Origin of the sequence: Azorhizobium caulinodans ORS 571, assembly GCF_000010525.1 — a bacterium.
In the GTDB taxonomy this organism is placed as follows: domain Bacteria; phylum Pseudomonadota; class Alphaproteobacteria; order Rhizobiales; family Xanthobacteraceae; genus Azorhizobium; species Azorhizobium caulinodans.
This window is the reverse complement of record NC_009937.1, coordinates 3,282,804-3,307,186: the sequence shown is the minus strand read 5'-3', so window position 1 is coordinate 3,307,186 and position 24,383 is coordinate 3,282,804. Positions and strand designations below refer to the sequence as shown.

The window sequence follows — 24,383 nt, the reverse complement described above, 5'->3', positions numbered from 1 at the left end:
CCCGCCAGAACAAGACAGAGACGATGCTGCACTTCTCCAGGCTGAAGACGGCGCTGATCCTCCTGGTCACAGCGTTCGGAATCCTGTTCGCCGTCCCCAACCTGCTGCCGGCATCGGTGCTTCAACACCTGCCGTCCTGGCTCGCCAACAGCCGTGTCACGCTCGGCCTCGACCTCCAGGGCGGCAGCCACATCCTGCTGGAAGTGGATTCCGCTGCCGTGCGCAAGGAGCGTGCGGAACAGGTCCGCGACGACGTGCGACGCGTGCTGCGGGATGCCAAGATCGGCTACACCGGCCTCGCCATCCGCGACACCACCATCCAGCTGCGCCTGCGTGATCCCAACGACACCCAGAACGCCCTGACCGAGCTGCGCAAGCTCGCGACTCCGGTGGTGAACGCCTTCCTCGGCGGGAATACGGGCGAGAACGACATCACCGTTTCCTCCGGCGCCGACGGCCAGATCACCGTCTCGCTCACCGAAGCCGGCATCAATGCCCGCGTGCGCTCCGCGGTGGACCAGTCCATCGAGATCATCCGCCGCCGTATCGACCAGCTCGGCACGGTGGAGCCGACCATCCAGCGCCAGGGCGCCGACCGCATCCTGGTGCAGGTCCCCGGTCTGCAGGACCCCCAGCGCCTGAAGGCGCTGCTCGGCCAGACCGCCAAGCTGTCGTTCCGCATGGTGGACCAGTCCATGTCGCCGCAGCAGGCGATGGAAGGCCGTCCGCCGCCGGAATCCGAAGTGCTCCAGTCCGCCGAGGGCGCGCCCTATCTGGTGGAGAAGCAGGTGCGTGTGTCCGGTGAGGACCTCACCGACGCCCAGCCGGGCTTCGACCAGAATTCCCGCCAGCCCATCGTCACCTTCCGCTTCAACAACAACGGTGCCAAGCGCTTCGCCGCCACCACGCAGGAAGCGGTGGGCCGGCCCTTCGCCATCGTGCTGGACAATCAGGTGATCTCCGCGCCGGTGATCCGCGAGCCCATCCTCGGCGGCTCGGGCCAGATTTCCGGCAACTTCACCGTCCAGCAGGCCAACGACCTCGCCATCCTGCTGCGCGCTGGCGCGCTGCCGGCGCCGCTGAAGGTGGTGGAGGAGCGCACCGTGGGTCCGAGCCTCGGCCAGGATTCGATCCAGGCCGGCAAGACCGCCGCTTATGTCGCCGCGGCTCTCGTCACGGTGTTCATGCTGGCGGTGTACGGCCTCTTCGGCGCCTTCGCGCTGGTCGCGCTCGCCATCCACATCACCCTGATGTTCGCCCTCCAGTCGCTGCTGGGCGCCACGCTGACCCTGCCGGGCATCGCGGGCGTGGTGCTGACCATCGGCATGGCCGTGGACTCGAACGTGGTGATCTTCGAGCGCATCCGCGACGAGGCACGCGAGGGCCGTTCGGCCATCGCCGCCATCGACAAGGGCTTCTCCTTCGCGCTGGGCACCATCCTCGACGCGAACCTCACCTCGCTCGCGACGGCGGTCATCCTGTTCCTGCTCGGCGGCTCCGGCCCCGTGCGCGGCTTCGCCGTCACCTATATCCTTGGCCTCCTGACCACCGTCTTCACCGCCTACACGCTGACGCGCCTGATGATCGCGCTGTGGGTGAAGTGGCGGCGTCCGGCCAAGCTGCCCATCTGAGAGTGCGCCGCCCATGCCTTTGATCAATTACCTCCCGGCGCATACCAACATCGGCTTCATGCGGCTGCGCCGCGTGACCTTCCCGCTCTCCGCGCTGATGACGCTTCTGGCGGTGGCGATGTTCGTCACCGTCGGCTTCAACCTCGGCATCGACTTCCGGGGCGGCACGCTCATCGAGGCCCAGTCGTCCCAGCAGGCCGCCGATCTCAGCGTGCTGCGCGAGCAGCTCACCGACAGCGATCTCGGCGATGTGCAGATCCAGGAATTCGGCTCGGCCCGCGACGTGCTGATCCGCGTCGGGCGGGTGGGCGCCGACGACGCCGGCCAGCAGGCCATCGTGGACAAGGTGCGTACCGCGCTCGGCCAGGACTTCACCGTCCGCCGCGTGGAGACCGTCGGCCCGAGCGTGTCGTCCGAGCTGGTCCGCCAGTCCATCCTCGCGCTGGTGCTCGGCGCGGTGGTGGTTCTGATCTATCTGTGGTTCCGCTTCGAGTGGCAGTTCGCCGTCGGCGCGCTGGTGACCACGGCGCACGACATCTTCGTCACGCTGCTGATCTATTCGGCGCTGGGGATCGATTTCGACCTGACGTCGATTGCCGCCATCCTCACCATCATGGGCTATTCGCTCAACGATACGGTGGTGGTGTACGACCGCATCCGCGAGATGCTGCGCCGCTACAAGAAGATCCCGCTGCCCGAGCTGCTGGACATTGCGGTGAACGCGACCTTCTCGCGTACCATCATCGTCTCGCTCACCACCTTCCTCGCCACCATGGCGCTCTATCTCTTCGGCGGCGAGGTGCTGCGCGGCTTCTCGCTGGCCATGGCCGTGGGCGTCATCATCGGCACCTATTCCACCATCTTCGTGGCCGCGCCCATCCTCATCCATCTCGGCCTGCGCTCGTCCACCGTGGTGGGCAAGGAGGCTGCGGAAGAGGGCGGGGAGAGCAAGGACGCCTCGCGTCCCGCCAAGGCCTGAGGAGGCGCGCGGCATGGCCGATCCCGACGGTTCGCCCTTCCTGCCCCGGCAGGTGCCGATCGACGGCTACGGCCCGCGCTTCTTCCACTTCCACAACATGTCCCATCCGGGGTCGATCCTCGCTCTGCCGAGCGGAATCCGGCCCTGGACGGTGGAGCGCTTCGCCGACATCGACGCGGCGGCGCTCGCGCCCATCCTCGCCGAGGCGGAGCGCTTCGAGCTCCTGTTCCTCGGCACCGGCAAGGACCCGGCGATCCTCAAGGAGCCGCTGAAGGCGCTGCTGCGCGAGGCGGGCCTGCGGTTCGAACTCATGCCCACCTCTGCCGCCGCCGCCACCTACAATGTGCTGCTCGGGGAAGGGCGGCTGGTGGGGGCGGGGCTCGTTGCCCTGTGACCGGGGGCCTCGTTCATGAGCCTGCCGCCTGATTTCGGCGTTCCGCCCGCCCTCGCCGCCACGCCGGCGGCGGCGAGCGACTACGCCTATTGCACCGATCTCGTGCGGGCGCAGGACCGCGACCGCTTCCTCGCCGCGCTGTTCGCCCCGGCGGACAAGCGGCAGGACCTGTTCGCCCTCTATGCCTTCAACGTGGAAGTCGCCCGTGTGCGCGAGGTCGTGCGCGAAGCCCTGCCCGGGGAGGTGCGCCTGCAATGGTGGCGCGAACTGATCGAGGGCCACGGACGCGGCGAAGTGGGCGGCCATCCGGTGGCGAGCGCCCTGCTCGGCACCATCGGCCGCTACAGCCTGCCGCGCGGCGCGCTGCTGAATCTCATCGAGGCGCGGGTGTTCGATCTCTATGACGACCCCATGCCGAGCATGAACGATCTGGAGGGCTATGCGGGCGAGACCGCTTCGGCGCTGCTCCAGCTCTCCGCCCATATCCTCGGCGGCGGCCCGCGTCCGGCTCTGGCCAATGCCTGCGGGCATGGAGGGGTCGCCATTGCGCTGGCGGGCCTGATGCGGGCCCTGCCGGTGCATGCGGCGCGCGGGCAGTGCTTCCTGCCGCTCGATGTGCTGAAGCGCCACGGCTCCAGCCGCGACGAGGTGGTGGCCCGCAAGCCGACGCCGGGCATCCTCGCGACGCTGGCCGATCTGCGCACCCAAGCCGCGCGCCATCTCATGGAAGCGGAGAAGGCGCTGGCCGGGCTCGATCCGGCGCTGGCGCCCGCCTTCCTCACCCTTGCGCTGGTGCCGGGTGATCTGAAGGCGCTGGAGCGCCTTAAGGACCCCTTCGCCCGCGTGGGCGGCCTCTCCGCCCTGCGCCGGCAGTGGACGCTCTGGCGGGCCTCGGCGCGCACGCGCTGAAGGGCGACCCGCCCCGTCAGGCGGCCGGGCGGGTGATGCGGTCCGTGAGATTGAGACGGCCGCGCGCGATGTCTGCCACCAGCGTGCGGGTATCATCGTCACCCGCCAGCGCATCCAGCATCTCAATCTGGTTGCGGGCGACCAGCAGCAGCAGGTCGTCGCGCACCGTGCCATCGGCTGCGCGGGGCAGGCGAGGGATGATCTGGAGGTGGTCGAGGTGCGGTCGGTCCGGCAGCGCCTGCGCCAGATGCTCGCGCAGGGCCTCGGCGGTCATGGGCGCCTTGGGTTCCACGAAGGCATAGAGGCCCACCTTGCCGCCCAGCGTCTGGAAATCGGCCATATGGACATCGGCCACTGCCGGATGGGCCTTCAGCGCGTCGGCGATGCGGGGGGCGACCTGGGTGACGCGTGGCCCGCGCCCCTCGGTGTCCGAATAGGACATGAGGTTGCGGGTGACGAAGCGATAGACGCGCTTTCCGGTGGCCATCCAGATGCGGGTGGGCAGGCTCTTGGTGGCGAGCATGGTGCGCTCGCGGGCCGTGAGGGCCTCGGGGCAATAGGTGCGCTTGTGCTTCAGCAGGTGGCGCAGGTCCTCATAGGCGAGCACGCGGCCGATCTTGGAGCGGCGGCTGAAGGGCATGGCCAGTTGGAAATCCATCAGCCAGGCTTCGCCATCCGCCCCGCGCAGCCAGTTCTGCTGCTTGGCGAGATCGTTATGCACATAGCCGGCGCGATGGAGCGTGCGCAGGGCCTCGCGGGCGGAGGTGAAGAAGTGCAGATCGCCGGTGGGCCGGGCGATCTGGAGCGGCACGCCCTCGATCCAGCCGCGCACCAGAAAGCGCTTGCCCACGGCGAGCAGCGGCGTGGTGACGCCGGTGGACTGCACCTTCTCCAGCGCATTCACCTCATGGGCGGCGAGACGCGCGGCAAGCAGCGCGAACCAGGGCGAGACCTCGTTCCAGCGGCGGCGCACGGCGGGATGGGCGACGCCCGCGCGATCGGTCCAGGTGCCGCGCTCGACGGTGGAGAACACGTCGCGCTTCAGCACCGTGTCCACGGTGAAGCGGGAAGGGTCCGCCTGGTGTTCGACCGGCGGCACGGAGCGTTTCAGCCTCGGCATGGCGCCTCTTACGCCGCCGCGGCGGGCGTGTCGAGCCACGCGCTCATGTCGGAAAGTGCCCGTTCCGCCAGCAGGCGCTTCTTGGCGAGCGTCTTCTCCGACCCGCGCAGGCGCTTGCCGTCGGCCCCCTTGGGGCTCACGTCGAGCTGCGGAAACAGGCCGAAATTGACGTTCATGGGCTGGAAGGAGCGCGGGCCGGCATCCACCGTCTCGATATGCCCGCCGGTGATGTGGGCGAGGAGCGCCCCATGGGCTGTGGTGGCGGGCGGCGGCACCAGGGCTTCGCCCCGGCGTTCTGCGGCCGCGAAGCGGCCGGCCATGAGGCCCACGGCGGCGCTTTCCACATAGCCTTCGCAACCGGTGATCTGGCCGGCGAAGCGCAGGCGGGGCGCCGCCTTCAGGCGCAGGGTGCCGTCAAGCAGGCGAGGCGAGTTCAGATAGGTGTTGCGATGCAGGCCGCCGAGCCGGGCGAACTCCGCATTCTCAAGGCCGGGAATGGTGCGGAACACGCGCACCTGCTCGCCATGGCGCATCTTGGTCTGGAAGCCGACCAGATTATAGAGCGTGCCCAGCTTGTTATCCTGCCGCAGCTGGATGACGGCGTGGGGCTTCACATCCGGATTGTGCGGATTGGTGAGGCCGACCGGCTTCAGGGGCCCGAAGCGGAGCGTCTCGCGGCCGCGTTCGGCCATCACTTCGATGGGCAGGCAGCCGTCGAAATAGGGCGTCTTGGCCTCGAAATCGCGCAGCGGCACCTTCTCGGACGCCAGCAGCGCATCGACGAAGGCCTCATACTGTTCCTTGTCCAGCGGGCAGTTGATGTAATCCGCGCCCGTGCCGCCGGGGCCCACCTTGTCATAGCGCGACTGGAACCAGGCCTTGGACAAATCGATGCTGTCCAGATGCACGATCGGGGCGATGGCGTCGAAGAAGGCGAGGGCGCTTTCGCCGGTCAGCTCCAGCACCGCCTGCGCGAGCGCGGGCGAGGTGAGGGGGCCGGTGGCGATGATGACGTTGTCCCACTCCTCCGGCGGGATGGCGGTGACTTCCTCGCGGCGAATCTCCACCAGGGGGTGTTCCGCCAGAGCGGCGGTGACCGCCTGCGAGAAACCGTCGCGATCCACCGCCAGCGCTCCGCCGGCAGGGACCTGATTGGCATCGGCGCAGCGCAGGATGAGCGAGCCGGCGCGGCGCATCTCCGCGTGCAGCACGCCCACCGCATTGGTCTGGGCGTCATCGGAGCGGAAGGAATTGGAGCAGACGAGTTCCGCAAGGCCGTCCGTGTGATGGGCCTCCGTGCCGCGCACCGGGCGCATCTCGTGCAGCACCACCGGCACGCCGCGTTCGGCGAGCTGGAAGGCCGCTTCGGAACCGGCAAGGCCGCCGCCGACCACATGGACCGGCTGGAGGGACGTCTGGCTCATGCATCCTCACTTGAGCGGGCAGGACGGGCGGGTGGGTCAGGCCCGGCTTGGAGCGCGTTCACAGACCGGCCTGCGGGCAGGCGGTCGGTGCGCTCGCGCGGCGCCCGTCGGAAATCCAAGGCGCGTTGTGTGCCCGATCCGGCCGCGCGCTTCAAGGGAGGGGCGGGCACAATGGCGCCGCCACAAACGAAAATGGCCCCCGGAGGGGCCACGTTCGGTACGCTCACCGCAACCTGCCGACGCATCTGCGCCGGTAGGGTGTTCCATGGAGATCGCTCAGGCCACCATGAGGGCGGCGTTACGGGCGATGGCGCGGATCTCGCTGCGGGACACGTTGATGTCGCCGAGCGTGCGGTCGTCGAGCTGAGAGAGTTCGGCGATGGTGCGGTTGTAAGCGTTCCAGCGGCGAACCTGGCGAGCGATGAAACCCCAGATGATCATTTTCAGTCTCCTTGCGCGAACCCTTGGGGTCCGCGTCTTGCGTCGTGTTCTGGGGAGCTAGATACGCCTGCCGAGGCCTGCGCCCAAGATGGGGTGATGCATTGCAGCATTGCATGCCCCGCATATAAGCAGAAATGGAGTGAATCTGTTTACCAATGCCTCTGTGGTGAGCAGATACATCTTGCGGTGCCGCAAAACGCGGCCGCCCTCATCGGGAGCGTGCCTGATTAGCAGGCAGTCCAGGTTTGGATTGGATAAGTCTTTGATTTTGTTTCAGGGCAGCGGTCTGGCGCCGAGTCAGGGCCGGCCAGAACCCGTTGCCGGAAATCGTGACGGCCTGATGTCAGGCGTCTCGAGTAGGCGTGAAAGGAGCATAGAGGCTCCCGCGCGTTCGCACCTGCGGCAAAACCGTGTCGCCGCCGTGCGAAACCGTCGCAACCCATAGCGGAACACCACCAAACTGGAAGCATCCCTGCGCCAGATGCATAAGGTGAAACCCGCCCGGACACGCTTTGTTTGCATGCATATGATGCGCGGGACGCGGGACGGAGCCCTGTGTCCGGGTGTGGACAGGGATTCGGGCCGGCCGGCCCGATCCAACGCCTCGTCGGCTTTTGAGATGAGGCATAAGCCCGCCGCGCACCAAGAAAGGAGCGGAATCGCCCCCCGCCTCTCGCTTTGCCATCCGTGCCGCACCAGCGGCTGCGCGCTCCTCGGAGATTCCACACCCGCGAGGGCGCACCACCGCGTGGGGGGGGGGCTTGCAGGAAGGCAAACGGCGCCCCCGGGGAGGCGCCGTTGGGTTATTCGGCCGCTGTCGCCTTCTTGCGCGTCTTCGCCATGGGGCGGCGGGCGAGCACTTCCGCGAGGAAGGTGCCGGTATGGGAGCGCTTCTCCTTGGCCACCACGTCCGGCGGGCCGGCCACCAGAATCTCGCCGCCGCCGTCGCCACCTTCCGGTCCGAGGTCGATGACCCAGTCGGAGGTCTTGATGACTTCGAGATTGTGCTCGATCACCACCACCGTATTGCCCTGCTCCACCAGTTCGTGCAGCACCTCCAGCAGCTTGGCCACATCATGGAAGTGCAGGCCGGTGGTGGGCTCGTCCAGAATGTAGAGCGTGCGGCCGGTGGCGCGCTTGGAGAGCTCCTTGGCGAGTTTCACCCGCTGCGCCTCGCCGCCCGAGAGCGTCGTCGCCTGCTGGCCGACCTTGATATAGCCAAGGCCCACCTGCGCCAGCGTCTCCAGCTTGTCGCGCACGCTCGGCACCGCCTTGAAGAATTCGGCGCCCTCATCGACCGTCATGTCCAGCACGTCGGCGATGGACTTCTCGCGGAAGGTGACTTCCAGCGTCTCGCGATTGTAGCGCTTGCCCTTGCAGACGTCGCAGGTGACGTAGACGTCCGGCAGGAAGTGCATCTCGATCTTGATGACGCCGTCGCCCTGGCACGCTTCGCAGCGCCCGCCCTTCACATTGAAGGAGAAACGCCCCGGACCATAACCGCGCGCCTTGGCTTCCGGCAGGCCGGAGAACCATTCGCGGATGGGCGTGAAGGCACCCGTATAGGTGGCCGGATTGGAGCGCGGCGTGCGGCCGATGGGGGACTGGTCGATGTCAATGACCTTGTCCAGATGCTCCAGCCCCTCCAGCTTGTCGAAGGGGGCGGGGGCGTCATGGGCATTGTTCAGCCGCCGCGCCACCGCCTTGTAGAGCGTGTCGATGAGCAGCGTGGACTTGCCGCCACCCGAGACGCCGGTGATCGAGGTGAACAGGCCGAGCGGGATTTCCGCCGTGACATTCTTCAGATTGTTGCCGCGCGCGCCGGAGAGCTTCAGCGTCTTGCGCGGATTGGGCTTGCGGCGCGGGGCCGGCGGCACGGAGAGCTCGCCGGTGAGATACTTGCCGGTGATGGAGGCGGGGTCGGCCAGAATCTCCTGTGGCGTGCCCTGCGCCACGATGCGCCCGCCATGGATGCCGGCGCCGGGGCCGACGTCCACCACATAATCGGCGGCGAGGATGGCATCCTCGTCATGTTCCACGACGATCACCGTATTGCCGAGATCGCGCAGGCGCTTCAGCGTCTCCAGCAGGCGTGCATTGTCGCGCTGGTGCAGGCCGATGGAGGGCTCGTCCAGCACATAGAGCACGCCGGAGAGGCCCGAGCCGATCTGCGAGGCGAGGCGGATGCGCTGGCTCTCGCCGCCGGAGAGCGTCCCGGAGGAGCGGCCGAGGGTGAGATATTCGAGGCCCACATCCATGAGGAAGCGCAGGCGCTCGCGAATCTCCTTCAGGATGCGGGCGGCAATCTCGTTCTGCTTGTCGGAGAGCGTGCCGGGCAGATCCTCGAACCATGCGCTGGCGCTGCGCACGGACATCTCGCCCACCTGGCCGATATGGTTGCCGGCGATCTTCACCGCCAGCGCCTCGGGCTTCAGGCGATAGCCCGCGCAGGTGGCGCAGGGCACGGTGGAGAAATATTTCGAGATTTCCTCGCGCGCCCAGTCGCTCTCGGTCTCCCGCCAGCGGCGGTCGAGATTGCGCACGATGCCCTCAAAGGTCTTCTTCGTCTCATAGGCCCTGAGGCCATCGTCATACGAGAAGGCGATCTCCTCCTCGCCCGAGCCGAACAGGATCACATCCTGCGCTTTCTTCGGCAGTTCCGCGAAGGGCACGGTGAGCTTGAACTTGTAGTGCTTGGCCAGCGCATCCAGCGTCTGGCCGTAATAAGGCGAGGTGCTTTTGGCCCAGGGGGCGATGGCGCCCTGCTTGAGCGTGCGGCTCTTGTCCGGCACCACGAGGTCCGGATCGATGGTCTGCTCCACGCCGAGACCATCGCAGGCCGGGCAGGCGCCGAAGGGATTGTTGAAGGAGAACAGGCGCGGCTCGATCTCCGGGATGGTGAAGCCGGAGACCGGGCAGGCGAATTTTTCCGAGAAGATGACGCGTTTCGGGCTGCCGTCCGCTTCCTTCTGGTCGGCAAACTCCAGCACGGCGATGCCGTCCGCCAAGCCGAGCGCGGTCTCGAAACTGTCGGCGAGGCGGGCGGCGATGTCGGCGCGCACCACCACGCGGTCCACCACCACGTCAATGTCGTGTTTCAGCTTCTTGTCGAGGGCGGGGGCTTCCGCGATCTCGTGGAAGGCGCCGTCCACCTTCACGCGCTGGAAGCCCTTCTTGAGGAACTCCGCCATCTCCTTGCGGTATTCGCCCTTCCGGCCGCGCACCACGGGGGCGAGGATGTAGAGGCGCGAGCCTTCCGGCAGATCGAGCGTCCGGTCCACCATTTGGGAGACGGTCTGGCTCTCGATGGGCAGGCCGGTGGCGGGGGAATAAGGCACGCCCGCGCGCGCCCAGAGCAGGCGCATGTAATCGTAGATCTCCGTCACCGTGCCGACGGTGGAGCGGGGATTCTTCGAGGTCGTCTTCTGCTCGATGGAGATGGCGGGTGAGAGGCCGTCAATCTGGTCCACGTCCGGCTTCTGCATCATCTCCAGGAACTGGCGCGCATAGGCCGAGAGGCTTTCCACATAACGCCGCTGGCCCTCCGCATAGATGGTGTCGAAGGCAAGAGAGGACTTGCCCGAGCCCGAGAGGCCCGTGAACACCACGAGGCTGTCCCGCGGAATGTCCAGGTCCACATTCTTGAGATTGTGCTCGCGCGCCCCGCGCACGGAAAGAAGCCGGGCATCGCGCCGGTCCTTGGGGGCAGTGACGGCGCGGGAGGAGGGCTTGCGGTCGCTCATGAGTCTCGAGCTTGGGCTGGCGGGCGGGGGCCCGCAGAGAACGGACGGATCGCGGCCAGCCGTCGCCGGTGGCAGCTTCAGAACAGCGTCTGTACGGCAGGAAACCGACCGCGGATGTTCATCCGCCTCTCGGCTTCCGGCCCGCATCGCCATGCCGCCGGCACCGTCGTTCCCGCTCCATCGAGGGGCGGGCAGGGTGCCTGCAACGGGGCTCATATAGGAAGCGGCGTGCGATGCAGCAGGGAACGTAACAGGAACGTGCGGGTCGGGCCAGTAAAAAAGCTTGAAACCGTAGCTTGTGGAAATATCGGGCACGCGCTAGAACATAAATAGAACATTGGGGGTTGCCTGGGCCATTTTGGTGGACAACGGGCGCGCGCCCTCGCTTCGCCCGGCAGGACCGTTACGGTGCGAGCAAGGTCGGAGGGCCGTGCGCCCAGGCGCTGATCGGCGGCCTCCGATGGCGAACCTCATCAGCAGACGTGAAGACAAGAGAACGGAGACCCGAATGGCCGGCAGCGTCAACAAGGTGATCCTGGTCGGCAATCTGGGCCGGGATCCGGAGATCCGCGCCTTCCAGAATGGCGGCCGGGTGTGCAACCTACGCATCGCCACGTCCGAGACCTGGCGCGACAAGGCGTCCGGCGAGCGGCGCGAGCGCACCGAGTGGCACTCGGTCGCCATCTTCAACGAGAACCTCGTGGGCGTGGCCGAGCGGTTCCTGAAGAAGGGCTCGAAGGTCTATATCGAAGGCCAGCTCGAGACCCGCAAGGCGCCCGACCAGAACGGCGGCGAGCGCTATTTCACCGAGGTGGTGCTGCGCCCCTATCGCGGCGAACTGACCCTGCTCGACGGCCGCGGCGGCGGCAGCGAGGGCGGGGATGATTACGGCGGCGGCAGCGGCGGCTATGGCGGCGGTTCCGATTTCGGTTCCTCCGGTCCCATGGAGCGCGTCTCCGGCGGCGGTGGCGGCGGCAACTTCGGAGGCGGCGGCGGTTATTCCGGCGGTGGGGGCGGCGGCTTCGGCGGCGGCCCGGCCCGTTCGGGAGGCGGCGGCGGTGGCGGCGGTGCCCGCTCGGGTGGCGGCCGCCCGGCCGACGACATGGACGACGAAATCCCGTTCTGAGGCACAGCGGCGCGAAGGGCCCGACCACGCATGCTTTGGCCGCCTCCAGCGATGAGGTGAGCGCGTGCTGGGTTGGGTGCTGAAGCGCCTTATCCTGTTGGACAAGACCTAAAGGCGCTGCTGGGCAGCGCCTTTTTCTTTGCCGGTCTTTCCATCGGAGCAGTCAGCCAGCTTCGGCGTCTTCACGACGGGCAAGAGGCTCCGTTCGCAGCGTCACGCACGATCGTGAGGCGCCGTCCGGCGCGTCCACCTCGTCGGCGAAGCATTCAGAGGCGTTGTCCGGAATAACCGGTGGCGGGGGATGCGGGAGGCCGGGCGCACAATGGCGCGCCCGGCGGGAAATGGAGGTCAGAAGTTGACCGTCAGCATGCCCTTGAAGGCGTTGTCCTGGATGCCGGAGGCGAACTGGCCGCTGTAGGTGGCGGAGAGGACCGCATTGGCGTTGATGCGATAGTCGAGCCCGGCGCCGATGAGGGCGCTGTCGCGGGCGAGCGGCACGCCGGTCACCGTGAAGGGCTGCGAGCCGGTCGCAAAGGCCGTGGTGGAGGCTGGAGCCACATCGCCGAAGGCATGCAGCCAGGCAAGGCTGAGGCTCGGGCTCACGGTCACGCCGGGGGCGAGGGTCAGGCTGCTGCCCACCCGCAGGCCGAGGCTTGAGAACAGCGTGTCCATGTCGCCGGTGCTGACGGAGAGGGCGGACGTCGAGCCGGTCTCGGTCAGGCCGTTGGTGGAGAGGTGCACGTAAGCGAGGCCGGCGAAGGGCTCCAGCGCCATGCCGTTCAAGCGGAAGGTATAGCCCGCCTCGCCGAACACCTGCGTCGTGCCGGCGTCATAACCGGAGGTGTTGCGGCCGCTGTAACCGCTGAACACCACGCTGCGGGTCATGGCCGCATCGTGCCACGTATAGCTGACGCCCGCCTTCAGGCCGAGGTCGCCATAGCGGGCGCCCGCATAAAGGCCGATGTCGTAATTGTCGATGGTGCCGGAGCTGTTGCGGGCATTCGCATCGAGCGTGGTACGGCTGTAGCCGCCCATGAGGCCGACGCGCCACCGATCGCCCAGCGCCACGTCGGCGCCGCCGAACACGCCGGCGATGTCGCTGCTGACGCTCGCCGCATTGCCGTTGCCCCAGGCATTGCCCCAGGCACCGAAGCCCTGCATCCAGAGCGTCGGGGTCAGGCCCGGCGCCAGCGCCGCCGTCTCAGGCCCGCTGGGCGCGGTCGCCGGCGCGAGCGCCTGCCCGAGCCGCGCGCCCACCGCATCCCGCAGATAGATCGACTGCTGGAGCATGACCGTGCTTGAGGAGGCATAGGCCTCGCCCGACAGGCTGTCGAAGGCGGCGGGCGCCGCACCGACGGGCAGGTTCGCGAGGGCGTAATAGACCGGGTTGCTCCAGCCGAGCCCGTCGGCAGCCCCTGCCACGGCCCGCTGGTTTGCGGTGAGCGCCTGGCTGGCGAAGCTGATGTCGTTGCGCCGCAGCGTCAGGTAGACGTCGTTGGCGTCATAGCCCAGCAGCGGCGTCAGGAAGGCGAGGTTGGACGTGATGCCGGCGAATGTCCCGCTCACCCCGCCCGAGGCCTGAAGGATGGTGAGCGTGGTGACCGGGCTGTAGCCGCCCGCCGTCGCATTCACCGCCACCGTGCCGCCGAGGATGCTGGCAGTGCCGGAGGCGGTGATGAGATCGTGCGCGCCGGAGGGCGTCACATCCACGCTGTAGACCGAGCCCGGCAGGAAGGTGACGTTGCCTGCGACCGTGAGCGTGCCCGGCGAATAGCCCGGCGCCGCCGTGCCGCCGGAGGCCACCGTGAGGCCGCCGATGGTGCCGGTGCCGGAGATCGTGCCGCCCGTACCGATGGTGTAGCTCGACCGGGACACGGCATTGGGCGACAGGACGAAGCTGGAATCCGCAACGCCGATGTTGCCGTTGTAGCCGGCGGCCGAGGTGAAGTTCACCGTGGAGCCGCCGGTGATGATCACCGCGCCCGAGCCCGTGATGGTGCCGGGGAAATCGTAGGTGCCGGAGCGGTTGAAGACAAGCGTGGCGTTGTTGACGACGTTGCCGACGATGGAGCCCGTGGCGCCGCCATTGCCGATCTGGAGCGTGCCCTCGGAGATGAGCGTGCCGCCCGTATAGGTATTGGTACCCGTCAGGATCAGCGTGCCCGCGCCGGTCTTCGTCAGCGAGCCCGTGCCGGAGATGGTGCCGGAATAAGTGCCCGTGGTGGTCTGGTTGAAGACCAGGGCGGCATTGTCGATGATGCTGCCGGTGAGGCTGGTGGTGTTGCCCACCAGGGTTCCGGCGGTGACGGTGGTGCCGCCCGTATAGGTGTTGGCGCCCGTCAGGATCAGCGTGCCGAGGTCGTTCTTGTTGATGCCGCCCGTGCCGGTGAGGGCGCTGGCGATCGTGGCAACCGTGCCGGCGCCCGCCGCGCTTCCGTCGCCCACGCGAATGCTCGCCTGGGCGGTGCCGGACAGGGTCAGGGCATCGCCGGTGACCAGATAGCCGTTGGTGACGAACTGCATGCCGGTGGTTGCGACGGTGCCCGCGCTGGTATCAACGCGGACTGTGCCCGCCGCGCCCTGGAAGATGGCAAACCCGGCGCTCCAGGGCTGGGGGGCGGTGCCTGCGGCATTGGTCCAGTTGGTCTGGGGCCCGGCCGTCCAGGTTCCGCTGCCGCCCGCCACCGTTCCAGTCGCTGTCGTGGTCGTGCCGTTCCAGAACTGCATTGTCTGCCCGATGTCCGACACCAGCAGATTGACCTGCCCCGCCACGGAGGTCTGGATGACGCCGACGAAGCCACCGGCGCGCGACACGTCGAGGCCATTGTCGGTGAGCGTGCCGCCATAGCCGAAGATGCGATAGCTGCCGGCCCCGAAGCCGGCATCGGCCGTCACGTTCAAGGTGCCGTCCAGCGTCAGGTTGCCCAGCACATTGAACGGCGCACTGCCACCGGCTGCGCCGAGCGTGACGTTGACATTCGATTGGGACGCAAGAACCAGGGCGCCCATGGTGAGGGGGGCGGCCTGCGTGCCCGCGAGCGTGCCGCCATTCACCTCGACCCTGCCGCCGATACTCCCGCTGCCGGACAGCGTCGCTCCGGTGCTCAGGATGACCCAACCGGTACTTGTGAGGCTGCCGTTGACCACGAGTTCGCCAGATCGTACTTGGGTCGGTCTTGTATAAGTGTTGATGCCAGTAAGAATTAGTCTTCCACTGCCGTCTTTGAATAGGTCTCCGCTTCCCGAAATAGTTCCAGAATAAATAATGTCGTCAGAGCGGTTAAAATACAGGAAGCCCTTATTGACTATATCTCCGATCACGGATCCGGAGGTTCCTCCGTTGCCAATCTGCAGGTTGGCCCACGTTTCGTTGGTTGTCCCTCCTGTGTATGTGTTGTTTGCAGTGAGTATAAGTGTTCCGTAAACGCCGACCAGTCCGGCGGCGTATTGCGTTAATGATCCTGTCCCGGATATTGTTCCGGATATGATCATTTTTCCTGTTCTGTAAAAAGAAATATTTCCATAATTTAATATATCTCCGGAAATATTTCCTCCAAGACTTGAAAAGCTGTTTCCGATTTGGAGTGTTCCTGCGGAAATGGTGGTTCCGCCCGTGTAATCATTGTTGGCGCCCAGCACCAGCGTGCCGAGGTCGGTCTTGTTGATGCCGCCCGCTCCCGTGAGCTTGCTGTCGATGACCGCGCGCATGCTCGTGGCTGCTGCTGTGCCGTCACCCACACGGATGATGGTCTGCGTGGGACCCGTCAGCGTGAGGGCGCCGCCTGTGATCTGATAACCGTCAGCGGCGAACTGCATTCCGGTGGTTGTGACGACCCCTGCGCTGTTGTCGATCGTCACGGCACCTGCCGTGCCTTGGAACACGGCAAAGCTTCCATTCCACGCTTGCGGCAAGGTGCCTGCCGCATTAGTCCAGTTCGTCTGAGCGCTTGCACTCCAAGTCCCGGCTCCGCCTTGCACGGTGCCAGTCGGGGTGACGGTTCGGCCATTCCAGAAAAGGATGCTCTGTCCTGGGTCCGTAACCAGCAGGTTGACCTGCCCGGACACAGCTGTCTGCACGCTGGCGGCAAGGCCGCTGACGGATGTGACATCGATGCCGTTGTCCGTCAGGCCTCCGCCGTAGTTGAAGAGGCGATAGACGCCGGTGCCGAAGCCGGGATTGGCGGTCACGTTCAAGGTGCCGTCGAGCGTCAGGCTCCCGAGCACGTTGAAGGCCGGGCTGCTGCTGGCGGCGCCGAGCGTGACGTTGACGTTGGACGCCGACGCGAGCGTAAGGGAGCCCATGGTCAGCGGCGCGGTCTGGTTTCCGGAGAGCGTGCCGCCGTTCACCCGCACGTTGCCGGCGATGCTGCCGCTGCCCGACAGTGTGGTCCCCGTCCCGAGGGTCACGTTGCCTGCGAGGCTGCCGTTGACCGTAAGGCCACCTCCCTGCACCGAGGTGAGGCCGGTATAGGTGCTGGCTCCCGTCAGCGTCAGCGTGCCGGTGCCATACTTAAACACCGAACCGCTTCCGGAGATAGCGCCGCCGTAGGTCAGTGTGTCGGAGCGGTTGAAGGTCAGCGTTCCCGCATTGCTGATGGCGCCGCTGACGGAGCCCGAGGTGCCGCCGTTGCCGATCTGGAGTGTGCCCGCCGAGATGGTGGTGCCGCCGGTATAGGTGTTGGCGCCTGTCAGCGTCAGCGTGCCGGAGCCGCTCTTGACCAGCGCGCCCCCACCCGAGAGCGAACCCGCATAGGTGATGCTGTCGCTGCGGTTGAAGGCAAGGGTGCCGCCGACGAGGGAGATGTTGCCGCCGAGGGTGCCCGTCGTGCCGCCATTGCCGATCTGCAACGTGCCGCCGGAAATGGAGGTGGTGCCGGTGAAGCCGCTATCGTCGCCCGTGAGGATGGTCTTGCCGGCGAGGACGTTGATGGTGCCGGTGCCGGTGATGGCGGACGAGAGGATGTAGCCAGTGTTGGTATGATTGAAAACGAGCGTCCCCGTGCCGTCGCCGAAGGCGATGGTCGGGGTGGTGATGGCGCCCGCCGCAGCCGCGGCAGACCCCGCCTGCGCGCCGATGGCCAGCGTACCCGTGCTGCCGCTGGCCCAGGCCAGCCGCACCGCATTGTCGGCCCGCAGGGTGGCGCCGTTTGAGACCGTCGCCGTGGCGGAGCCGGAATAGCCCACATAGGCATTGCCCAGCGCGCTGTAGGTCGGGTTCGCCGCCGCGGTGAGGCGGGTGCCGGAGCCGGTCAGGACGAGCGTGCCGATGGAGAGCGTGTCCATGCCGACACCGAGCGTCGCGGTCGTGGCGGTTGCGCCGCCGGACACCGTCAGCGTGCCGATGCCGTCGCCTACGCCACCGGTCTGGCCGCCCACATAGATGCGCTGTCCGCTGTCCCAGGTGGTCGTGCTGCCGGTGACCGTCATGGTGGTCGGATCGACCGGCGAACCGGGCGAGCCGGTGCCTGCGCCCACATAAGTACCGCTGGTGTAGAGCGAGACTCCGTTGGAGACGAGGATGCTGCCGCCAGCGGGGCTCAGCCAGGCAGCCTGCGTGCTGTCGTTGGGGTTGCCGACCTCCACCCGCGTGCCGGGGCCCGTGAAGGTGATGTTCGCCCCCGCGCCCGTATAGATGCCGGTGTTGTAGATGCGCGCCGTCGCTCCATCGGAAACGGTGAGCGAAGCAGTGGAGCCTGCGGTGCGGCCCACATCAACGCCCCCGGTGTTGGTCCACAGCGTGCCCGCGCCCGTCACCGTGAGCGAACCCGTGCCGCCGCTGCCGGCCTCCCAGCTCGCCGTGCTGATGCCGGTGCGGCTGCTGGTGAACTGGGCGCCGTTCGAAACGGTCACCGCGCCGTCGGCGCCGTTCGAGCCGATGCTCACCCACGTCGCGCTGCTCCAGGCGGAGCCGGTGCCGCTCACAGTCACCGTGCCGGTGGCGCCTGGCGTGCTGCCGATGGTCGCGGTGGTGCTGCTGAGGGTGCCGCTGTTGGAGATGGCGAGCGTGGCGGGCGAGGCGCTGCCCACCGTCAGGGAACTGACGCCCAGCGCGCCCTGCACCACCAGCGTGCCGGCATTCACCACCGCCGTTCCCGTCAGGCTGCTGCCGCTGCCTGTGACGGTCCAGGTGCCGGTGCCGGACTTCGCCAGATTGGCAAAGCCCTGGAAATTGCCCGTGGCGCCCACCGAGCCGAGGTCGAGGCTGCCGGTGGCCGAGCCGTTCAGTTCCAGCGTGTTGGCGCTGCTGACGTTGGTGACCTTGCCGACCAGGGTTGCGCTATCGGCGAGCACCAGACGGTTGCTGCCGGATCCCATGGCGATCGCGGTGTCGGATGCGGAGGCCGCCGCGATGCGCCCGCGGGTCGTGATCGTGCTGTCGCCATTGCCGGTCTGCACCGCCGTGGTGCCGGTGGTGGTGATCGTGCCGCTGTTGGTGAGGGCGTTCGTGGTACCGTCGAGCAAGATGCCGATGCCGGTTGCGCTCACCGTTCCAGAGTTGGTGACACCGACGGCACCGTTTCCGCTGACGGCGACGATGCCTGTCCCGCCCGTGGCCGTGACGGTGCCGGTATTGGAAACGGTGACCGTGCCGACGGTGGCGTTGGCGTTCACGCCGCCAGTGCCGGTGATGCGTCCGGCGTTGGTGACGGTGAGGATGCCATTGTCCGTGCTGACGGCGACGCCCGTGTCCGATCCCGCGATGACGCGGCCGGTCGAGGTGTTGGTCACGGTGACGTTGTTGCTGGCGGAGGCGGCGATGCCCTGATTGGTCGTGGAGGGCCCGAGGCTGGAATCCCGCTGGGCTTCGATATAGCCGCTGTTGGCGATGGTGACGTTGCCGGCGTCGGCCGATCCCTGGACGCCGATGAAGTTGCGGGCGAGCACCGAGCCGGAATTGTTGATCGACACGTCGCCCGACTGCGACCAGGCAATCAGACCTTGCTTGGTGGTGGATGTGACGGTGCCGGAATTCTCGATGCTCGAGGTGCCGAGAGAATCGATGGAGCGGATGCCCGCGAGATAGGCGTTCACGAGGCCGGAGTTGTTCACCGTGACCGGCACCGCCGCGCCGCCGACCGGGCTGCCGTCAGCATAGATGCCGCGGTTGTCCGTCGAGGTGACGGTTCCGGTGTTGGTGATGGTCACCGATCCGGAGTTGCTCGTGGCGGTGAGGGCGTCCGAACCGGTCGAGATGATCGTCGCGCCGCTGGTGATGGAGATGTCGCCGGCCACCTGATTGCGCACCCACAGGCCACCCGAGCCGCCGGTGTTGGTGAGCGAGACGTCCGAATCGAGCGTGACCGTGATGGTGGCAGGCAGCGTCTGTGAGGAAACGTTGACGGCACCATTGCCCGTCGCATTGACCGTGGTGTTGCTCACCGTCAGCGTCATGACGATGGAACTGGTGGCCGCGGGCGCGACCGAATAATTGATCCACCCGCTCGGGATGGTCATGTCGCTCACGCTCAGCGACGTGGTGCCGTCCACCGGCTGCACGTTCACGCCATTGGTGTCGCACTGATAAACGAGCTGGTTGCCGATCGTCGTGCAGCCCGCTTCGGCGGGCTGGGGCAGGAGCAAGATGCCGGGGAGTGCGAGGCTGAGTGCGGTCAGCGAAACACCGAGACGCAGTTCGGCGCGAAACGACGATTGGCGCCCACCCGCGCGGCGCGAAATCACATTCGACAATTGACCATCCCCCGCCGACACAACGCTCGCCACCTCCCGCCAGCGGGGGAACACGACAGAACGTGTGCATGATCAAAGCGATCATAACCGTTCCTTAGGAGAACAATATCGAATCCCCTTCCGTCAACTGGCGTCGGAGGGCGGTCGGCAGCTTTACTTGGGAAGTGACGAAAATGTCGCGTGGTGCCGATTCAGGGAGCAGTGCAACATCCAGTCTGGCACCGCAATGCGCCTGAGAGAAACGGAATGGTCAGGCTCACGCTTCTCGTGTCGATCCTTGTATTGTTCATGACGTGCGCGAGTGAGGCACGTTTCCAGATCGTTATTACGACCTCATTACATGATCTTGGGTGAATGAAATCTGTGATGGGCCAGTCAAGCCCAATTCGCACGAGCGACGATTCTCCGGCTCCACTGCTCTTCGTTGCGGAGGTGTGATCAAACCGCATGCGCGTGTGCCTGGAGTGGCGCTCTGACCTTCGCGGCCGGAACGCGGCACGCCGGAGGATGCCGGCCGGGCGGCAGCGTCAGCTCAATCGGGCGGTGGCGCGCCCGCCTGCGCGATGGCCGAGGCGACCTCCGCGAGCGTCCTTCCGTGGGCGCGGATGGCTTCGGCGAGTGAGAGGGCGGAACGGATCCAGATCATGGAAACCACCGCCTCCACCCGCTGGCCCACCATCACCGGCACAGCGATGCTGCTGGTCTTCGGCCGGAACTCGCCGCCATCGCGCACCGCGAATCCGTTCTTCCGGGTTTCCGACAAGCAGCGCGCCAGCCAGGCGTCATCGAGGAAGGGACGGTCCTCCCCGTCATCCATGCGCCGCAGGTGGCCGAGGATGGCCTGCCGGTCTTCCGGCGGACAATAGGCGAGATAGGCGCGCCCGGCGGAGGTCCTGAGCATGGGCAGGCGGAAGCCGATCATGCCGCGGTCGATGGATAGGGGGCTGCGGGTGTGGGTGGTCTCCTGGATGACCATGGCCGCATCCTCATAGACCGTCAGATCGAGAGGCCACACGAGGCGGGGCGCATAATGGCCGAACACGGGGCCTGCCGCCTGGCAGATGCGCGCCTGCGCGGCATAGCCGTCGCCAAGGCTGGCGGCGAGGCGGGTGACGCGGACCTGCGTGGAGGAGGCGGAAAAGGCCACGTAGCCCTCTTCCTCCAGCGTCTGCAGCAGCCGATAGACCGTGGGCCGGGGAATGCTGAGCGCGCGGGCGATCTCCGCCGCCGACGTGCTGCCGCAGGCATTGATGTGCCGCAGCACCGCGAGGCCCCGGCGCAAAGCGCGCACGCCGTCGCTCTTCTCGGGCGTCGCGTCCCTGTCGTCGGCCATTTCCCCGTCTCGCCGGATCCCCCGGTCTCTTTTTGTATCGTACACAATGCACACCTGCCGTGGCCAGCGTTCCAGCCACGGCAGGTGTCACGTCTTCAAGGAACCTTCCGGGGGCTCAGCGCTCGGCGACCACCGGGTTGCGCAGCACGCCGACGCCGCTCACCTCCACTTCCACCACGTCGCCGTCCTTCATGAACAGCTTCGGCGTGCGGCGGGCGCCGACACCGCCCGGCGTACCGGAGACGATCACGTCGCCGGGCAGCAGCGGCAGGATGGTGGAGGTGTAGGCGATGAGGGTCGGGATGGGCGTGATCATCAGATCGACGCTCGTCTGCTGCACCTGCTGGCCATTGAGGCGCGTGGTGAGCTTGAGCTGCGTCGGGTCCGGGATTTCGTCCGCGCTCACCATCCAGGGGCCGAAGCCACCCGTGGCGGCGAAGGTCTTGCCCGGCATGAACTGCGAGGTGTGGCGCTGCCAGTCGCGGACGCTGGCATCGTTGTAGCAGGCATAGCCGGCCACGTGGGAGAGCGCATCCGCCTCGGAGATGCGCCGGCCGCCCTTGCCGATGATGACGGCGAGCTCGCCCTCATAATCGAACTCGTCGGATTCCAGCGGCTTCACGAGCGCCGCGCCGGAGCCCACCTGGCTGCCGGGATAGCGGGCGAACAGCATGGGGTTGGGCGTGACGGTGCGGCCCGTCTCCGTCACGTGGTCATGATAGTTGAGGCCCACGCACACGATCTTGTCGGGATCGGGAATGACCGGATCGAGGGCCACGTCGTCCAGCGCGACGTCGGCGGGCGCGGCGGTGAAGGCGGCGGCGCGCTCCAGTCCGCCGGCGATGAAGGACCGCAGCGTCGGGGCCTCCGGGAAACGGCGGGCGAGATCGACGATCCCGCCGTCGGTCACGAGGCCATAGCTGGCGCGGCCGGCATGGGTGAAGGAAGCGAACTTCATCGGGCGAACCTTTTCCTTGAACATCTTCTTGGGGGGAAACAGGAGAGGGCCGGGCGGGCGGTGCCGGCCGGATCAGGCGGCGGCGCGTTGGGGCAGGTAGACCATCGGCCAGTCGGCCAGGGCGGCAAGGTCTCCGTCATCGAGCGCCGCTCCCGCCACATAGCGGTCCGGCCGCAGCAGCAGGGCGCCGACGCCTTGCGCGTCCAGGAGGGGCTTCAGAGCCGGACAGGTGGCTTCGGTGACCACCGTCACCCCGGCCGCCGCGAAGCGCCGGCGCACCGGCTCGCTCGCGGCGCTCCACATCCGCTCGCTGGCGAGCAGGGCGAAGCTGAATCCGACGGCGTCATCCAGCAGCCGCCCGTCGCCGAGCCTCGGCTGGGCGAAGCGGCTGCCGGCGAGCTCGCTGCGGCCGGCAGCGATGCCCGGCCCCAGCCGGGGCACGCGGCTCTGGATGCGGACGACGCCGTCCGCGTCGCGGAAGGCGGCATTCAGGGCTGCTTCGGTGCCGCAGGTGTTGATGAGCCCGCCCAGACGCACGGCCATTTCGATGTAAGCATGGGCGTCCGGGCCGCGTTCGCTCTGATAGGTGTCGAGCAGGCTCTCACCGACCTGTCCGTGCACCACCGCCTCCAGCTTCCAGGCGAGATTGGCCACGTCGCGGATGCCCGAACACATGCCCTGACCCATGAAGGGGGGCGTCTGGTGCGCGGCATCGCCCGCGAGCAGCAGCCGGCCCGCCCGCCACTGGCGGGCGACGGCGGAATGGAAGGTGTAGACGGCGGCCCGCTCCAGGTCCGCCTCGTCGGGCGCGAGCCACGGCGCGAGCAGCGACCAGACCGTCTGCGGCTGGACCACCGTGCGGCTGTCCTCGTGCGGCAGCACGGTGATTTCCCAGCGCCGGCGGTCGCCGGGGCCGCGCACATAGGTCGCCGGCCGCGCCGGGTTGCAATACTGGATGGTGTGGTCGCCCAGCTCGGGCTTCGGCTGCCGCAGCACGGCATCCACCACCAGCCAGCGCTCGTGAAAGCCGAGATCGTCCATGGACGACCCGATGAAACGGCGCACCAGCGAGCGGGCACCGTCGCAGCCGACCACATAGCGGGCACGGACCTGCCGCAGGCGGCCGGTGGTCAGTTCCTCATAGCGGACGGTGACGCCCTCGCGATCCTGCTCGAAGGCGAAGGCATCGCAGCGGGTGCGCACTGTCACGCTCGCGAAGCGCTGCAGGCCGTCGCGCAGGATGCGCTCCAGATCCGGCTGGTGGAAACGGTAGCTGGCATGCCAGCCCTGGCCGCTCACCTCCTGCGGGCGGGGCCAGTCCATGAGCAGCGCGCCCTGCGCATCGATGAAGCGCATGCCGGGGTTGAGGCGCGTCGCCGGCAGGATCGCATCGGCGAGGCCGATGGTCTGGAACACGCGCATGACCTCATCGTCGAAGTGCACCGCGCGCGGCAGGTGGTAGGCCTCGCTCTCGCGCTCCAGCACGAGGGTCGAGAGGCCCTTGAGGCCGAGCAGGTTGGCCAGCGTCGCGCCGACCGGACCGAGGCCGATGATGACGATGTCGAACGGGTTTTCGGACGTATCGGTGGCTTCGAGCATCGTCCCCTCCTTGATTGTTGGCGTCTTGCTGCGGCGCCTTGGTACTGGTGCCTGTTGGGGCCGACTGATCCCAGAGCGGGCGGGGGCCTTCAATACGGGCGGCGGGAGTGTCCGTCTGGCGGACAGGGGCATTCGGGCGCATACGGATCCCCCGCGCTCGGCTAGAAGCAGGTCCGGCACGACGGCAAGCGAGGTTCCATGCGGCCCATTCTCATCATGTCTGCGATCAACGGCGCGCGGCGCACCAAGGCGGACCATCCCGCGCTGCCCCTGTCCCCGGCGGACATCGCCACGGAGAGCCTGCGCTGCGCAGAGGCGGGCGCGAGCGCCATCCATCTGCACGTGCGCGATGATGAGGGGCGGCACAGCCTCGATGCCGGACGCTATGCGGAAGCCATCGCCGAAATCCGGCAGCGGGGCGCGCGCGATCTCATCCTGCAGGTCACCACGGAGGCTGTGGGGCTCTACGGTCCGGCCGAGCAGATGGCGATGGTGCGGACGGTGCGCCCGGAGGCCTTCTCGGTGGCCGTGCGCGAACTCTTCAGCGATCCCGCTCTGGCCTGCGAAGCGACGGCCTTCCTTGCGGACTGCGCGGCTGGCGGCATGGCGGTGCAGTACATCCTCTATGACGGGGCGGATGTGCAGCGCTTCGATGCGCTCGCGGAGGCCGGGCAGATTCCGCTGGCCAATGCCACCCAGCTCTTCGTCCTCGGACGCTATGGCGACGGCCCGCCCTCGACGCCTGCGGCGATCCTCGGCTTCCTGTCCGCCCGCCGGCATATGCTCGACTGGTCGGTGTGCGCCTTCGGCCCTACGGAAAGCGCCTGCTGCATGGCGGCCGCGCTTCTGGGTGGCGACGTACGCATGGGGTTCGAGAACAATCTGCACCTGCCGGACGGGCGGCTGGCGCCCGACAATGCCGCTCTCGTGACGCATTTCGTGGCTGCTGCGCGGGCGCTCGGCCTGCGGCCGCTGGAGCTTGCGGAGGCGCGGGCGCGGCTGGGGCTCTGAGGCCCCGGCCGCTGGATCGGAAATGG

At 67.5% G+C, this 24,383-nt stretch carries 14 protein-coding genes; 6 read left to right on the top strand and 8 right to left on the bottom strand.

What is annotated here, in order from left to right; all coding sequences use genetic code 11:
• Positions 1 to 23 precede the first annotated feature (23 nt).
• From secD to AZC_RS14945, 4 genes are read left to right on the top strand one after another with little or no spacing between them, the layout of a single operon-like run.
• Positions 24 to 1,631, top strand: coding sequence for a protein translocase subunit SecD (gene secD, locus AZC_RS25545; protein ID WP_012171418.1), 1,608 nt, complete (start codon positions 24 to 26; stop codon positions 1,629 to 1,631).
• 13 nt (positions 1,632 to 1,644) lie between these two features.
• Positions 1,645 to 2,610 carry a protein translocase subunit SecF gene (gene secF, locus AZC_RS25540; RefSeq protein WP_012171417.1) on the top strand — a complete coding sequence of 322 codons (966 nt, stop codon included), beginning with the start codon at positions 1,645 to 1,647 and terminating at the stop codon, positions 2,608 to 2,610.
• A gap of 13 nt (positions 2,611 to 2,623) precedes the next feature.
• On the top strand, positions 2,624 to 3,004 hold the full coding sequence (locus tag AZC_RS14950) for an Mth938-like domain-containing protein (protein ID WP_012171416.1): 381 nt from the start codon (positions 2,624 to 2,626) through the stop codon (positions 3,002 to 3,004).
• A 15-nt stretch (positions 3,005 to 3,019) separates the two neighbouring features.
• Entirely contained in the window at positions 3,020 to 3,913 is an 894-nt protein-coding gene (locus AZC_RS14945; protein WP_012171415.1) for a phytoene/squalene synthase family protein, read from the top strand.
• 16 nt (positions 3,914 to 3,929) lie between these two features.
• Here the strand turns inward: AZC_RS14945 and AZC_RS14940 are convergent, their stop codons facing one another.
• From AZC_RS14940 to uvrA, 4 genes are all read right to left on the bottom strand, one after another.
• On the bottom strand, positions 3,930 to 5,033 hold the full coding sequence (locus tag AZC_RS14940) for a serine/threonine protein kinase (protein WP_012171414.1): 1,104 nt from the start codon (positions 5,031 to 5,033) through the stop codon (positions 3,930 to 3,932).
• A gap of 8 nt (positions 5,034 to 5,041) precedes the next feature.
• Complete coding sequence (gene trmFO / locus AZC_RS14935) at positions 5,042 to 6,457, bottom strand: methylenetetrahydrofolate--tRNA-(uracil(54)-C(5))-methyltransferase (FADH(2)-oxidizing) TrmFO (RefSeq protein WP_012171413.1); 1,416 nt, start codon at positions 6,455 to 6,457, stop codon at positions 5,042 to 5,044.
• A gap of 276 nt (positions 6,458 to 6,733) precedes the next feature.
• Complete coding sequence (locus tag AZC_RS25105; protein WP_012171412.1) at positions 6,734 to 6,898, bottom strand: DUF1127 domain-containing protein; 165 nt, start codon at positions 6,896 to 6,898, stop codon at positions 6,734 to 6,736.
• 803 nt (positions 6,899 to 7,701) lie between these two features.
• Entirely contained in the window at positions 7,702 to 10,641 is a 2,940-nt protein-coding gene (gene uvrA, locus AZC_RS14930) for an excinuclease ABC subunit UvrA (protein WP_043879420.1), read from the bottom strand.
• A 508-nt stretch (positions 10,642 to 11,149) separates the two neighbouring features.
• Between uvrA and ssb the strand changes: the two genes are divergently transcribed.
• The gene (gene ssb, locus AZC_RS14925) at positions 11,150 to 11,767 is read left to right on the top strand and encodes a single-stranded DNA-binding protein (RefSeq protein ID WP_012171410.1); all 618 of its coding nucleotides are present in this window, start codon (positions 11,150 to 11,152) and stop codon (positions 11,765 to 11,767) included.
• Between the two features lie 348 nt (positions 11,768 to 12,115).
• On the opposite strand, the gene AZC_RS14920 is transcribed toward ssb, so the two are convergent.
• The 4 genes from AZC_RS14920 to AZC_RS14905 form a co-directional block, all read right to left on the bottom strand.
• Positions 12,116 to 19,447, bottom strand: a complete 7,332-nt coding sequence (locus AZC_RS14920; protein WP_244421864.1) for an autotransporter domain-containing protein — start codon at positions 19,445 to 19,447, stop codon at positions 12,116 to 12,118.
• Positions 19,448 to 19,988: 541 nt separating this feature from the next.
• Positions 19,989 to 20,789 carry a DNA-binding transcriptional regulator gene (locus AZC_RS14915; RefSeq protein ID WP_043879419.1) on the bottom strand — a complete coding sequence of 267 codons (801 nt, stop codon included), beginning with the start codon at positions 20,787 to 20,789 and terminating at the stop codon, positions 19,989 to 19,991.
• Between the two features lie 115 nt (positions 20,790 to 20,904).
• Entirely contained in the window at positions 20,905 to 21,747 is an 843-nt protein-coding gene (locus AZC_RS14910; RefSeq protein ID WP_043880358.1) for a fumarylacetoacetate hydrolase family protein, read from the bottom strand.
• A gap of 72 nt (positions 21,748 to 21,819) precedes the next feature.
• The gene (locus AZC_RS14905; protein ID WP_012171406.1) at positions 21,820 to 23,346 is read right to left on the bottom strand and encodes a bifunctional 3-(3-hydroxy-phenyl)propionate/3-hydroxycinnamic acid hydroxylase; all 1,527 of its coding nucleotides are present in this window, start codon (positions 23,344 to 23,346) and stop codon (positions 21,820 to 21,822) included.
• Between the two features lie 198 nt (positions 23,347 to 23,544).
• Between AZC_RS14905 and AZC_RS14900 the strand changes: the two genes are divergently transcribed.
• A complete protein-coding gene (locus tag AZC_RS14900) occupies positions 23,545 to 24,357 on the top strand; it encodes a 3-keto-5-aminohexanoate cleavage protein (protein WP_012171405.1) in 813 nt (270 codons plus the stop codon).
• Positions 24,358 to 24,383: the final 26 nt, after the last annotated feature.

What these genes read in the sequence shown, in the direction of transcription:
- secD (WP_012171418.1), top strand. Translation starts at nt 24, where the DNA reads ATGCTGCACTTCTCCAGGCTGAAGACGGCGCTGATCCTCCTGGTCACA.
- ssb (WP_012171410.1), top strand. Translation starts at nt 11,150, where the DNA reads ATGGCCGGCAGCGTCAACAAGGTGATCCTGGTCGGCAATCTGGGCCGG.
- AZC_RS14950 (WP_012171416.1), top strand. Translation starts at nt 2,624, where the DNA reads ATGGCCGATCCCGACGGTTCGCCCTTCCTGCCCCGGCAGGTGCCGATC.
- uvrA (WP_043879420.1), bottom strand. Translation starts at nt 10,641, where the DNA reads ATGAGCGACCGCAAGCCCTCCTCCCGCGCCGTCACTGCCCCCAAGGAC.
- AZC_RS14900 (WP_012171405.1), top strand. Translation starts at nt 23,545, where the DNA reads ATGCGGCCCATTCTCATCATGTCTGCGATCAACGGCGCGCGGCGCACC.
- AZC_RS14910 (WP_043880358.1), bottom strand. Translation starts at nt 21,747, where the DNA reads ATGAAGTTCGCTTCCTTCACCCATGCCGGCCGCGCCAGCTATGGCCTC.
- AZC_RS14915 (WP_043879419.1), bottom strand. Translation starts at nt 20,789, where the DNA reads ATGGCCGACGACAGGGACGCGACGCCCGAGAAGAGCGACGGCGTGCGC.
- AZC_RS14905 (WP_012171406.1), bottom strand. Translation starts at nt 23,346, where the DNA reads ATGCTCGAAGCCACCGATACGTCCGAAAACCCGTTCGACATCGTCATC.
- AZC_RS25105 (WP_012171412.1), bottom strand. Translation starts at nt 6,898, where the DNA reads ATGATCATCTGGGGTTTCATCGCTCGCCAGGTTCGCCGCTGGAACGCT.
- AZC_RS14940 (WP_012171414.1), bottom strand. Translation starts at nt 5,033, where the DNA reads ATGCCGAGGCTGAAACGCTCCGTGCCGCCGGTCGAACACCAGGCGGAC.
- secF (WP_012171417.1), top strand. Translation starts at nt 1,645, where the DNA reads ATGCCTTTGATCAATTACCTCCCGGCGCATACCAACATCGGCTTCATG.
- trmFO (WP_012171413.1), bottom strand. Translation starts at nt 6,457, where the DNA reads ATGAGCCAGACGTCCCTCCAGCCGGTCCATGTGGTCGGCGGCGGCCTT.
- AZC_RS14945 (WP_012171415.1), top strand. Translation starts at nt 3,020, where the DNA reads ATGAGCCTGCCGCCTGATTTCGGCGTTCCGCCCGCCCTCGCCGCCACG.